The organism is Streptomyces sp. NPDC006643, from assembly GCF_042870175.1.
Taxonomy (GTDB): domain Bacteria; phylum Actinomycetota; class Actinomycetes; order Streptomycetales; family Streptomycetaceae; genus Streptomyces.
Genome location: NZ_JBIAHA010000006.1, coordinates 159597 through 172554 on the forward strand (window position 1 = coordinate 159597; position 12958 = coordinate 172554).

11 protein-coding genes and 1 pseudogene are annotated in these 12958 nt (G+C 67.8%); 1 reads left to right on the forward strand and 11 read right to left on the reverse strand.

All coding sequences use genetic code 11. The features are described 5' to 3' along the window. Window positions 1-46: 46 nt before the first annotated feature. From ACFYNU_RS10470 to ACFYNU_RS10520, 11 genes and pseudogenes are all read right to left on the reverse strand, one after another. Window positions 47-976, reverse strand: a complete 930-nt coding sequence (locus ACFYNU_RS10470) for a hypothetical protein (RefSeq protein WP_356587582.1) — start codon at window positions 974-976, stop codon at window positions 47-49. Window positions 977-1205: 229 nt separating this feature from the next. Beyond that, window positions 1206-1478 carry a DNA-binding protein gene (locus ACFYNU_RS10475; RefSeq protein WP_327235382.1) on the reverse strand — a complete coding sequence of 91 codons (273 nt, stop codon included), beginning with the start codon at window positions 1476-1478 and terminating at the stop codon, window positions 1206-1208. Then, window positions 1475-2203: a hypothetical protein gene (locus ACFYNU_RS10480; RefSeq protein ID WP_356587584.1), complete on the reverse strand. Its 729-nt coding sequence runs from the start codon at window positions 2201-2203 to the stop codon at window positions 1475-1477. Before ACFYNU_RS10480 ends, ACFYNU_RS10475 begins: the two co-directional genes overlap by 4 nt. A gap of 12 nt (window positions 2204-2215) precedes the next feature. After that, a complete protein-coding gene (locus tag ACFYNU_RS10485; protein ID WP_356587586.1) occupies window positions 2216-4237 on the reverse strand; it encodes a hypothetical protein in 2022 nt (673 codons plus the stop codon). Beyond that, on the reverse strand, window positions 4224-4469 hold the full coding sequence (locus tag ACFYNU_RS10490) for an S-type pyocin domain-containing protein (protein ID WP_356587588.1): 246 nt from the start codon (window positions 4467-4469) through the stop codon (window positions 4224-4226). Before ACFYNU_RS10490 ends, ACFYNU_RS10485 begins: the two co-directional genes overlap by 14 nt. Before the next feature lie 228 nt (window positions 4470-4697). After that, window positions 4698-5582: a hypothetical protein gene (locus ACFYNU_RS10495; protein ID WP_356587590.1), complete on the reverse strand. Its 885-nt coding sequence runs from the start codon at window positions 5580-5582 to the stop codon at window positions 4698-4700. Continuing rightward, window positions 5579-7747, reverse strand: a complete 2169-nt coding sequence (locus tag ACFYNU_RS10500; protein WP_356587592.1) for a hypothetical protein — start codon at window positions 7745-7747, stop codon at window positions 5579-5581. The genes ACFYNU_RS10495 and ACFYNU_RS10500 overlap by 4 nt, the downstream gene beginning before the upstream one ends. Beyond that, window positions 7744-8667, reverse strand: coding sequence for a hypothetical protein (locus ACFYNU_RS10505; protein ID WP_356587594.1), 924 nt, complete (start codon window positions 8665-8667; stop codon window positions 7744-7746). The genes ACFYNU_RS10500 and ACFYNU_RS10505 overlap by 4 nt, the downstream gene beginning before the upstream one ends. A 1-nt stretch (window position 8668) precedes the next feature. Further along, window positions 8669-9472 (reverse strand): Crp/Fnr family transcriptional regulator, encoded by an 804-nt coding sequence (locus tag ACFYNU_RS10510; RefSeq protein ID WP_356587596.1) that lies wholly within the window; start codon window positions 9470-9472, stop codon window positions 8669-8671. Window positions 9473-10202: 730 nt separating this feature from the next. Next, window positions 10203-11047, reverse strand: a pseudogene (locus tag ACFYNU_RS10515) (sigma-70 family RNA polymerase sigma factor). Then, complete coding sequence (locus ACFYNU_RS10520) at window positions 11044-11622, reverse strand: carboxymuconolactone decarboxylase family protein (RefSeq protein ID WP_356587598.1); 579 nt, start codon at window positions 11620-11622, stop codon at window positions 11044-11046. Before ACFYNU_RS10520 ends, ACFYNU_RS10515 begins: the two are co-directional and overlap by 4 nt. Window positions 11623-11826: 204 nt before the next feature. On the opposite strand from ACFYNU_RS10520, the gene ACFYNU_RS10525 reads away from it, so the two are divergent. Then, window positions 11827-12951 (forward strand): EcsC family protein, encoded by a 1125-nt coding sequence (locus ACFYNU_RS10525; protein ID WP_356587600.1) that lies wholly within the window; start codon window positions 11827-11829, stop codon window positions 12949-12951. Window positions 12952-12958 lie beyond the last annotated feature (7 nt).

A 12958-nucleotide genomic window follows, 5' to 3' on the forward strand; every position in this document is an offset into this window, starting at 1 on the left:
CCCATCGACGTCGCGCAGACGCGGAACAGGGATGGCTCCGCGGAACTCAGAGGCTGACGTCAGCGTCCTCCGAGGAGACCGGGGACTCCCTCAGCGCCATGGCCAGGCTCCTAAGTTCGTCAAGTACGGCCACACTCTGGAAAATGGTCTGAAGGGATGCGTTGATCTGCTGGGAGGGGCGGCGCAGCTGACGGCTGGAAGATCCGAACATGCTGATCATTGCCATGACTTCCTGGAAGGCGCCCGCCGCGTCCTGTACTTCCTCGGGGGACGTGACGACCTGCTCCAGCACATCCTCCGCGCCCTCAGGCCATTCGCGGCGCGGCGTGCTCGCAGCCCATTCCAGGAACGCCCGGAACGCATCGACACTGACCCCCATGCGCGCCGCGAAGCGCTCGGCCGCCGCGGCCAGGTCGTCGGCCGGCCCTTCGATGGCTTTGGCCAGGCGGTTGATCACGGCCATCCGCGTGTTCATCGAAGCCCCGTGATGGCTGACACGGGCCATGTCCTCGCCGATCAGCCCCATCATCTCCCCAAGGTCCGCCAGGGCGGACTCCACGTCGGCCATGTCGCCGGAGATGGCCTCCAGCTCCGCTTCCGCCTCGACGACCAGATCAAAGAGGCCGGGGGCATCCTCGTCGCCCCCGGCGGTCGACTCCACGCCCGGCTCGGGGGTCGATCCCCCGGGGAGCGACAGGACACTGCCCCGGCCCAGTTCCTCCGCCAGCACGCTCGTCAGTTGCCGCCGGGCGGTCACGGTGTCGGCGGGGTGTGACGGGAACGGGATCCGAGGCGTCGTTCCGGGGCCCGGGAGCTGTTCGGTTCCGTCCGTGACATGGATGGTGCACCGACCGAGGGCGTGTCGCGCTCCGAGCCCGAAGGACAGCTCTGCCCCGGATCCGCCGAGGTCGGCGACGACGACGTCCACTTCGGTGAGCATGCGCAGCAGTTGGTCCATGGGCAGGCCGGCCTCCATGAGCCTGTCCGCTTGTAGGAAGGTGAGACCGAGCTGCGCACACGCGGGACGCACGATGTCCTCGTAGAGGACCGTGGACCGGTGTCGCTCCCCCGGAGCGGAATGACCAGGAGGGCCGGCGGCGGCGGTTCCGCAGATGACGAGGCAAGTGGGCATGGCAGGTTCCTTTGACAGTGGGTCAGGGGAGGCCCTGTCGGTGGCCGGGCAGCCAACAGGGTGGAGGGTGGAGTCAGTCGAAAAGAGTGAGCGCCACTCCGTCGGCGACCTCGTCGGCGAAGACCGGGCGTTCCTCGATGCCCAGTGCGCTCAGGAGGTCCACGGTGAGCACCCGGTGGCGTCGGCCGACGCGCACCGTGGGGCAGGGGAAGGCGTCCTGGGCCACCAGCCGGTAGGCCGTACCCAGGCACATTCCGAAGGCTCTGGCCGCCGTTCGTAGATTGACGCTGACCGGGAGGTTGAAGATCTCGCGGAAGGTGAGGGGCGTCTCGACGCGGTCGGTCATCCGCTCCTCCGTACGCGGCGCAGGGAGACCGTGGCGACCTGGCGACCCTGGCCCGAGAATCCGACGCTCGTGGCGGTGTCGGCCACTCCCCAGGTCTGGGCCAGGACGCCGAGGCGTACGCCCTCGACACGGTGAGCGGGAACGGTGATCCGCACCGTGGCCGAGAGCCCAGGGTGGCGCGGGGCCGGGTCATAGTCTGCCTGCCAGTGGTCCGCCGCCTCCCCTTCGACGGGAGCGCCACCGGCCCGCTCCATGTCGTCCACGGCCATTTCGAGGCGAGCGTGGCGCCATACGTCGTACACGCGTGAACAGGCTGAACGCAGCACCGTCCCGCCGGGGTCGGGGTCATCCGTCGCGAGACCCGCCAGCGCTTCGAGGTAGCAGGTGATCAGTTCGGCCTCGACATCGCCTCGTTCGGCACGGAAACGCCAGGTGATCTTGTAAGCAGTGCGGCGGAGCCCCGGGAGTCCCAGCCACACGACGGCCTCCGGCCAGTCGGGCCCGACGACATCGGAGTGGACGCGCTCCGCGATCTGGTGCCACAGGCTCGCACGTGCCTCGGGGCAGGCAGAGCGGTCATAGAGCAGTTGGCGGGCCCGTGCCAAGACCACTGGTACACCGGCTTGTTCCGACCCGTCGTAGAGACGTAACAGGGGCCCGGGCTCGCTGTCAGCACAGTGACGCTCGACGGCGGCGAAGATGCCGGGGTGAGGGGGAAGTGACATCGGTCCTCCTGATCATTCGGATTTGGAGACAGGTGATTTGCCACGCCACGCAACGAGCGCCAGGGCTGCCGGCTCCTTGCCAGGCATCGCGTCCGGACCCCTCTCGACGGCCAGAAGCCAGCGAAGAAAGCCCGGTTGGCGGGCGGACACCAAGCCATCGAGGAGTTCGCGCAGTGCCCGGGCCCGGTGCTCCTCGCAGGCCGCCTCGGCACACCAGTCGAGGAGGGCATCGCGCATGGCCGGGAAGGCGGCCGACTCGTTCAGGGCATGTGCTGCCAGCTGAACCGTGCTGGACGCCAACTCGGCGTCGGCGAGGACCTGGTCGCTCCACCACGAGCGGTCGGTGTCCACCATCAAGGGAAAGCAGAGGGCCGTCAGCAAGCTGAGAACGCCCTCCGGTCGTGTCCAGTCGCACATCCGGCGCAGGACGGTTGTCCTGGCGCCGGAATCCCCGGCTTCGAAACGCCGCACCAGCGTCTCAACGACGACGGATGGGGCGTCCGTGTCGTCATCCAGGGTTGTCATGAGCCGATGCAGCAACCACAGAGCTTGCTCTTCCGTGACGTGGCCGCGGTCCGGGTGGCAGGCGTGGATCACCGTCTCGCGCAGCGGCGCCTCAGTCGTGACGCTCCACTGTTCGAGCAGGTCAGCCGCCATCCTTCCCGCTGCCGGGTCCTGAACAGCCGCCCCCAGACACCATCCCGCCACCTGGGGAGCTGGGCGCGACGGAGCCAGCGCCAGGTCACGCAGGTGTTCCATGGACCGGCCGCCGGTCGCCACCGCCATGGCGGCGACCGCCCGCCCGGCCCGTTCGATCTGCTCCGCCTCAGAGCCGGGAGCGGCGAGCCAAGAGTGCAGTAGGGGCACGAGATCCGTGTGGTCACGGCACAGGACCTCCCACACGGCCTCGCTCACAGCAGGCCAGAAGAAGGACACCGTGTCAGTGGCTACGTCTGCGGCACACCGCGCATGGTGCGCCCCGAGAAGCCGCAGGGTCTCAGACCAGGGCCGCTGGCGGGTACCCGCCGCCGAGTGACCGTGGAAATTCGAGGCGTCGGTATTCTTCTCCCATCCCGACCTCCCGAGTTGGATCAGATCCCCAGCACGCTCCGTCAACACGCTGCGGTGCAGCCCTCCGTAGACGGTGATCGCGAGCAGGTCGGCACGGAGGGCGGGATCCGTCTGGGACCGGGCGACGACTTCGGAGCCCTCGGCTCGGGCCACGTGACGCAGCACCTCGGCGCCGATCGCTCCGCCCGCGACACCCAGCCGGAGCACGGTCTCCGCCGCCCGCGCCGCGTATCGGGGCGGAAGTCCTTCGGGCAGCAACTCGTCGAGTTGACCAGGCTCCAGGGCCCGCAGCCACCCCGCGTACGCTTCCTCGTCGTAGGAGCCGTCGGCGAGATGGGCGCTGAAGACCTGCCGTGCGTCCGGTGGATGGTGGTGCACCACCGGCATACCCAAGTGGTCTGCCAGGGCGCCGGTCAGCCCTGGGGCATCCGTCAACACGATGATCAGACGCGCCCCGGCCTCGGCCAGGGATGTTTCCAGGCGGGACAGATCCCATGCCCGGAGCGCGAACGGGTCCGGAGGCTCCACTACCAGGTATCCGTGCACCCCGTGAGCCCGCGGTCCCCATCGGGAGAAATTGACGGCCCGGTCCACCTGGACGAGCACGGGCTCCTCAATGCCATGGGCCAACAAGTTGAGGGCGTGGGTTTCACGTCCTGTCCCCGGCTCTCCGAGGAGCACGGTGATGCCGGAATCGAGCGCGGCAAGCGCGTCCTCGAAGCCGGGCGGCGGCACAAAGCGCCTTCTCGCCGTCTCCAGGTGCTTTGCCCGGACGGGGCCCTGCCGCATCGGCCCCGCTGCCTTGCCGCCTTCGGCCGGCTCGGACACTGTGTGCCGCTGGCCGCCCGTCACCAGGCCGGTGTTGACGGTGCCGTGCGGAGCCACGACCACCATCTCCCGGCCGGCCAGGGCTGCAACAAGAGTGTCGAGGTCGCCGCCTTGAGGAATCTCAGATGTCCCCATCGGCTCCACCGTCGACGTGGCCGGAAAGCTCGATGGCGGTGACGTGCTGGCCGCCGTAGACAGTGCCGGTGTTGATGATCCCGCGTTCGGCGTTCAGGGCAGTCGCCGGGGAGACCTCCGTTTCGGGGCCGGTATCCGGCAGCGCGTGGCGGGCGGACACCGACTCTGCGATCTCTCCCGGTTGAGGGAACGCGATGACGTCATCCGTACTGCGATTCTCTTCTGCTCGCATGTCGCCCTTCAATGCTCTGGGCACCCGGAAAGTGGATCGGGCACCCGTCTTCTGGACGAATCGAGAATCCCGCGTATCGCTCCACGCATCCGCTCCCGAGGCCCAGAAATCGGGTGAGCGTGGTCACAGAGAGGGATTCGCGGAACCTCATACGAAGAATGAGCGGGTGCGCTGTCTTCGGACAGCGCACCCGCTCATTCATTCGATTGCCGAGCAAGAATCCTGATGTCAAGTGGCCACGCCAGGTACGGAACGCCCGAGCGCGGAGATCCGGTCCCGCAGGATGTAAGAAATCTCTTTGCGCTCCTGATCGGTCAGCGTGCCCAGCAGTACGGCCAGTTCCTCCTGCCAGTCACTGCGCGGAGGGCTCAGCAGATTCTGGTGATCGACCGACCAGTCCAGCACCTGGCGTACCTGGTCGGGATGTCTGAGGAGCCAGAGCGCTGCCAGGGACACCGGCCCGGCGTTGAGCGCCTGGAGGCAGAACTCGTACTCCCCACGACGGCTGGTCGTCCAGGAGTAGCGAACTCCCTCGCCCTCCTCCTGACCGAGCAGCAGTTCCTCACCGCTCTCACGGAGCCGTACGTCGAACACCCGGTAACTCAGACCCGTTTCGTCCAGGCGCTGCGGCACGCCGAGGTGCTGCATGATCTCCGGGGCCCCCAGCCCGCTGCCGGCCACCGCCTGTGCCTCGGCCAGGTGGTGCAGGGCGCCGGTGAGACGGGTCCGCACGACATGCCAACCGTGCGCGGTCCTCGTGTGCACGACGCGTACGGGGTCATGGACCCACCATGAGACCCAAAGATCCACAGATTCCGTTCCGTACACGGTGGGAAGGGCGACCGCTCGCGTGTCCACGTGCTCGATCGTGTCCACCCGGAAGACGTCGGTGTACCGTCCGCCCAGCCCGGGCGGAGCCGCCTCGTCCGGTGCAGGTCCGTAAGTTCCGGCGGCGTCGGGATCCCCACCACGGCCGAGGAGGCGGTACTCCCCGGCCTCGTCCCTGAGTACCAGGGACCAGTCGCTGGTCGCGGACCAGCGTCGGCGGAGGATCTCCCGCCAGGGCGGGCCCGCGACCCGGAAGTAGAGACGCTCGGTCGACTCGTCGCTCATGCTGCCTCCCTTCGTTCACCGGCTCGCCACCTGCTGAGCGAAGCCCGCGCCGTGTTCAGTCCAGCCCACCCGTCCGCACCCGTCTCATCCATTTCGACGAACAATCGAAATTCGCCGAATCGCATCACATGAGCCAATGCGGCAAAAAGGTTCTCCACCGCGCGGAACTGTGTTTCGTCCCAACGCGCCCAGTCGGCCCAGCGCAGCAATGCCGCACAGGTCGCGTCGAAGGAGCTCTCGGAGTTCAACGCGCGACGGACGAATTCCACTATCGACCCCGCTTCCGGAGTCTCAGCCGCGAGTCTCCGCATGAACCACCCCGGGGACTGAAGCAGTTGCCCGAACACCGAAAGCACTTGTTCCGTGTCGCATCGCTCCGCGTCCAGCCATTCGACAAGCCGACCGAACACCTTGGCCTCATTACCGGCCTGGAAAAGACTCAGCATCGCCACCCGCACGGCTAGCAGAACCTTGCCGTCGTCGTCCTGGCCCCGATGGCCAGAACGACTCCGCACGCCGAGGAGGAGATCGTGAAGAAGTCGCAGGGCCAGGTCCGGGCGTGAGAGCCCGAACTCCGCACCGCAGGTGTACGCCACTGTCGTCCGCAGGTGGGCGTCGGCCGCCACACTCCAGCGCTGAAGGCGATAGCGCACCTCCGCGACGAGTACCGGGTCCTCGGCCGCGATGCCCAGCGCGTTCGCCGCGATGAGACGACTGGTCGTGCGGTCCGCCTCGGCGAGAGCCTTGATGTGCCGCAGTGCGCGCCGCCCGCCTCCCCATATCGCCGCCCTGCCCATGAACTGGCCCACCGGCTTGGTGAGTTCGGTGGTGCGCTCCACTTCCCGCAGCCACTCGACCAGTAGGTCCGACAACTGTCCGTACTCACGCCACACGTGTCTGAGCACTGCCTCGGCCTGCCGGTGCCTAACGAACACGACCCCTTGCACGCTGTGCGCGTAGGCGCCTTCCGTGCTGATCTCACGTTCCCGGCGGACGGCCCGAACGGCGTGCAGCAGTTCCGTCAAAGACCGCCGGAAGACGAAGTCCGGGTTGGGCCGACCAGCCTTCTCAGCTCCCGAAGAGTCCGTCGGAGGCAGCTCTGCCGTCAGACGGCCTTCGGACAGCTTCAGCAGGCGGATGGCCTCCTCCCTGACGAGTCGGTGATCCTGGCCCTCGTAGACAGCGGCTGCCAGCAAGAAGGCCAGGGCGTCCGGGTCACCACGCAACTCCCGCATGAGTTCGGGAACCTCCTCTTCCGCCCGGTAGCTCAGCCGCCCCCCCAGGTCACCGAGTGCGTCCGGGTCGCCGTCAGCCGTCACGATGACTGTCACCAGCTCCACCACCTCGGCCGGCACCAACTCCGGGACCAGCAGGTCGCTCAGCTCATGACGCCGGTTCAGCGCCGACAGCAAGCGCTCCCGCTCCCGCTGATCCGGAACCACCGCCTCGAAGTAGCTGCCGAAGACCATGGCGGGCGGCGGCGGTACGCACCGGACGGGACGGACGTGCAGGTCCTGTTCAAGGCGACGCAGCAGCGCCGCGTCATCAGGCAGCATGATCACCATGTGCGCCGTGGCCTTGTCGAGCAGTGAGCGCACATGGCCCAGGACACCGGGGCCAAGGGGCCGGGACGGGAACAGGCCGTCCATCAGGTATCCGCGTGCCGACGGATCGGTGGGCTGCCAGCGGTCCAGTTCGGTGACGCTGTCCAGTGCCCGCAGCAGGGCTCCTTCCCCACAGCTCTCGCGCAGGAGGTTGAGCGCCGCGGTTCGTCGGCCCGAACCCGGCCGTCCGGCCAGGAAGAGCGGCCCGTCATTCAACTCCGTGAGGGCTTTGTTGAACCAGTCGGGTCGGGCGAACCCGAAGGCGGCGGCCCGTACCTCCGCCTCAGGGACAGGCCCCTCGCGCACCCTGCCCTCCCGTGGCCCCCGCCCTTCGTTCGCGGACCCGTTGTGTACACGCTGGCCGCCGTGGACCGCACCGGAGTTGAAGTTTCCTCGCGGGGCGTACACGAACGAGAGCGAAGCCCGCTCGGCAGCGCCGATGGCGTGGAGCAGCTCGGGGACATCGTGCTCGGCCTCGACACGCGACGGCCCGTCGTCGGGCGGCGGCGCCGGTGCCGAACCGGGCTGCTCCGTCGGCGGCGACTCCCCGTCCGGGGTCACTGGCGCCCCTCGTACTTGTTGCCGCGGACCTGGTCGCCCTGGAATCCGCGGACACGGCCGGCCTTGTTCCCCCCGACGTGATCGCCGGCGACATGGTGGTTGGCCACGCTCTGTCCGCCGTGAACGGTGCCGGTGTTGAGGTTGCCGCTGGGGGCGCTGTTCCTCACCTGAGGAGCCGGTGTCTCGTCATGCGGCCGAGGCCGGGCCGCTTCCGGGGCGGACTCCTCGCTGGTGTTGGCGTCCGAAGCCTCCTCGTACAGCGGCCCGGACGGCTGCGGTACGTAGATCCAGGCCCGCTGGGAGAACGGCTTGCCGTCGACCGTCGCGGCCACCTCCACGAAATGGTCGGGATGGCGCCCGGTGTACCCACCGGCGACGGCGTCCTCGTAGCAGCGGTCGGAGAGGATCGACGCAACGTGGGTGATGTTCTCCTTGTGAGAGGCGAGCACGGCCTTGACGGGACGTGAGTCGAGCAGGCGGTGCGTGTCGTTGCGGGCCGTGCCGTTGCCACTGAACTCGTCCCCCGTGTCGGGCAGCGGGCCGACGTTCACACTGGTTCGGAGCCTGATGGGCACCGCCCCGTAGGACAGGACGTTGTAGTCGGTCAGTACGTCCTGAAGCGTGAGCAGAAGCGGGTGGATCACGAAGGGCATTCGCTCGGGGTCGAACCCGAAGACGTAGCCGTCGCCGGTCGAGGCGGGGAACCTGCGGTCCTCCCAGAGGTCCCCCAGGTCAGCCCTGGACAGCGCGGTCTTGAGAAGCTCGGGCACGGCCCGGCTGACGGCTTCGTGCTCGATCGCCGGGCGTCCCGTGAAGTCCTTGGCATCTACCGCCAGGATGCCCCGGTAGGCGGGCAGCGGACGGCTGTGGGTGTACGGGCTGGCAATTCGGCGGGGCAGTTCGCTGCTGAACTCGCGCATGTCACTCCTCTGTGAAGCCCACCCGACCTCTCGGAGGTCGGGCCGGGGCACTCGTGCGTGCGGTGGCTCGCGTTTCGAGCTTCACAGGGAGCGCGGAAACGTTCGGTGCCGCAGGACCCGACGAGGAGTGACGTGGAGCACATCGCGCTCCTGGCTCGACGCGGCCGGCGAGCATCTCGCGCAGCGCTTCCAAGTCGGTCACTTCAATCCGGCGTTTCCCGGCCTCCACCCGGTCCTGCCCGAGCCGTTCAAGCGCCTTGCTGACAGCCTTGCGGCCGACACCGATGTGCTGTGCCAGGTCTTCCCTGGTGAGGTCGAAGGATCGCTCCCCGCCGGACACCTCGACCAGACGAAGCAGGGCCACGACAAGCCGCTCGTGCACGGCCCCGTCATGGATCTCGGTCTGCTCCAGCAGACGACGGGAGGCCATCACAGCGAGTGGATAGGCGAGTCGGTGACTGTCCACGAACCGCCGGAACTCCTCTCCCTCGACGAGGGCAGCTTTGCATCTGCTTATCGCCCACACGCTGGCCATTCGCACCCCCACACCCTGGAGCGCCATCTCGCCCAGGATCTCGCCGGTTCCACGGAAGGCGAGCAGTCGCTGCCGCCCGTCACGGTCGGTTCGGACGACTTTCACCAGCCCGCTGATCAGTGCGAGTACGTGATTTCCCTTCTCACCCTGACGCAGCAGCGGTCGTCCGGCGAGGTAGGTCTGGTTTCGATATCGGGTCAGCTCTGCCCACTCCTCCTGCGACACCAGAGCACGAAGAGGCGACAGCACGAGAGGGTTATCTTCGCTCATGCGATCACAGTAGAGAAGGAGTTGGCCGAGTAGGTGCCGAGTTCCGTATTCCGCGCCTACAACAGGCAGAAGAGACCGGAACTCTTCCATTCGGCGAGACTTCCGACGGAAGTCGTCCGAGCACACGCCGCAGCTCAGTCCCCGTCCTCGCGACAACAGCTCCACGCGGTGTCCTTGCTCGCGCAGGCAGTGCAAAGAACGGGGCCAACCTCCGAGCCGCGGCTCTGGCCTGCCCGCATAGCTTCGATCAGTCAAGCTGTCCGCCAGCCGCCATCGAGACCGGCCCGACGCCAACAGCGACCTCTCGCAATCCGAAGTACACCCCATAAAGACCGTCACGCGACATCGCCAACCATCGCTAAAGGCCATTTGCCAGCGACCTGTTGCCCCAACCCAGCCCTTCAGGGCGGCACGCCAAGGTCAGAAGCCGTCAGTCCAACCGGAGCCAGCACAGTTCATAGACCCAAGTAACACCTGTTCAGAGCCCTGTGGTGCCCCAGAGCTCCGTGGATTCCCAAGCTCAGAGCGCGAGTTCGATTCTCGTCACCCGCTCCACGACGAAGGCCCAAGTCAGCGACTTGGGCCTTGTTTGGTGTCCAGACCATTCCTTGCCCCGCCAGCCCTTGCTGCTGGCAGAACGCCCGGCTTCGGCGCCCTTTCGCGCGAGGCGCGAGCCGTTCCGCGCCGGACTGCCTGAATGGCGAGACCGGCACCAGAGCCGGTGGGCGGCCTACCTGGTGAGGTTGACCGGTTCGTCAAGTCTCGTGAGCTTCAGTGGATTTCTCACCAAGTAGATCCGGGTGATCCGGCCGTTCTCCACCACGAGGCTCACCGCCGTGGACGGCTCGCCGTCGATGTCGATGCGGCCCGCGGGTGCGCCGTTGAGCCACACGGACGTCGTCGTGAGCGGGTCGACCTGCACCCGGTTCGTGCGGGCGAGCACCTTCGAAACGAGCTCGACCCCGTGGATCGGAGCCAGAGCAGCGGCCGCGAGTCCGGCGCCAGGACCTCCACAAGTTCCTGCAACTGCCCCGTACGCAAAGCGAGCAGGAACCTCTCCACCACGGCCTGCTGCTCCGACCTGCTCACCCGCATCCGCGGCCGTCGGGCCGCCACATGTTCGCGGGCTCGCCGCCCGATCTGCCGTACCGCGGTCGCGGATTTCCCGATGGCCTCGGCGATCTCGCCGTACGGCAGCTCGAAGACCTCGCGGAGTACGAACACTGCCCGCTCCGTCGGCCCGAGCGTTTCGAGGACCGTCAGCATCGCGATCGAGACGATCTCCGCGAGCTCCACGTCCTCGGCGATGTCGGGGCTGGTCAGCAATGGGTCGGGCAGCCACTCGCCGACGTAGTCCTCGCGGCTGCGCGCCAACGTACGCAGGCGGTTGAGCGCCTGGCGTGTGACGGTCCTGACGAGGTACGCCCGCGCGTCGCTCACCCGCGACGGGTCGACCCCTGCCCACCGCAGCCAGGACTCCTGCAGCACGTCCTCCGCGTCGGCCGCGGAGCCGAGCATCTCGTAGGCGACCGTGAACAGCAGGTTGCGATGGGCGACGAACGGGTCCTCGGTCATGCCGTCGACGCGACGTCGGACGTCTCAGGACGCGCGGCCAGCGGGATCTCGCAGGCGTCGGAGTAGCCCTGCGAGGTGATCCCGTGCGCCGTGTTGCACCTGGCTGCCAGGTTGGCGAAGCCGATGAACACGGTGAGCTCGACCAGCGCCGCCGGGCCGAGCCGGCCGAGCAGACTCGCCGACAGCTCATCGGTGACGGTCGTAGGGGTGTTGGTCATGGCCTCGGCGTACTCCATCACCTCCCGCTCCAGCGGCGTGAACACCTCCGACTCCCGCCAGCGCGGCACCTGGCTCGCCTTGGTCAGGTCCAGGCTCTGGTTCAGTGCCGCGAAGTAGTTGACGTCCAGGCACCAGCTACAGCCGATCTGTGCCGCGACGGCCATGTGCGCGAACGTCTTGAGGCTTGCGTCGGCCGCGTCCCAGGTGGCCACCTTGGCCGCGAACTCCTGGTTGTCCTCGGCGAGCTTGGGGTTGTTCCACAGCACCTCGTTGGGCTCGGGTACGGAACCGAGCTGCTTGATCAGATTCTCGCGGAGCTCGGCGGGGAGCTCGGCCTTCGGGACGCGTACCGCCATCGTGTTCTCCTTAGCCGCTTGCAGCTGTTTGCGTGTGCGGCATGAAGACACCACCGGGCCAGGGAATGTGACACCCACCATCACCGCTGCGCGGGAATCGCCGGCGTGCAGGCCGCCCCTCGGCAGGGCGTGGAACGGGTGTGCGGCCTCGTCGGCACCTCGGAACCGGTGGTGCGCCAAAGTCTTGGCCACTACGGTCGCGGCATGACCGTTCCCTCGGACTACGAGCTCGAAGCATGGGGCGCAATCCAACAGTTCAAGGGCCGCCCGCTGTCCCGAGCGATGCGAAACGCCGGCGATCAAATGGCCAACGGCGTCGCGGAACTGGGCAAGCGTGCCGCGAAGCAGCTGGAGAACCGCCCACGGGCCAAATCGGCGGTTTCGCGTGGACAGAAAGTGGTCGCGAAGGGGGCTCACAAGGTCGGCGCCGGGGCTCGCGGAGCCGCCGGCGTCCTCCCGGACTGGAGTGGCACTGCCGTTCAGTCCTTGCGGCAGACGGTGGGACGGGTCTCGCGAGCGGGACTCTCCTCCAAACGGGTGGTGGCTCTCCACAAGAAGCGTGGGCACAGCGTCGCGTCACTGTCCGACGTGCGCCGCCTCGACCTGGAGCAGGTCGACGCTGTCCGTGGACGGGCGGCCGGCTGGTACTACCCGGCCGCCGCGGCTCTCTCCGGAGCGGGTGCGGGACTTGTCATCTCTGGAGGACAACTCGTCATCGCCGCCTCCGCCGGCGCCGCGGCAGCGCCTTCGGGAGGTGCGATCACGGGTGCTTTCGTCGCTGATACGGCGGTCGTCCTCGGACTCGCTTCCCGCGCCGTCGGCCAAGTCTCGCTGCTTTACGGCTACGACCCCGAAGAGACTGCCGAGAGGCTCTTCGTGATGTCTGTCGTCAACGCCGGGACGGCCAGTTCGGCCACCGCCAAGAACGCCGCGATGGCCGATATCTCGCGGCTCACCCAGGCACTGTTCCGCGGCAAGACGTGGGAGGTCCTGAACGACGCCGTGGTCGCCAAGGTCTCCAGGCAGTTCGCGAACGCGTTCGGCTTTCGCCTCACCAAGAAGGGCCTCGGCAAAGCCGTACCCGCAGTCGGGATCCTCGTCGGAGGGACCCTCAACTGGACCACTCTGGAAGGGATCGTCGACGCCGCCGAGATGGCGTACCGGCGCCGGTTCCTCCTGGAGAAGTATCCGCATCTCGCTGACGAGGAGGCATCCGGACCGTTCCTCCACACCGGCTCGGACGTCTCCGACGACGCCGACGCCGACGCCGACGAGGCGATCAGCTTGCTCGATGAACTCACCGAGGCGGGCGGACCTGACCTCCGCTGAACCAGGG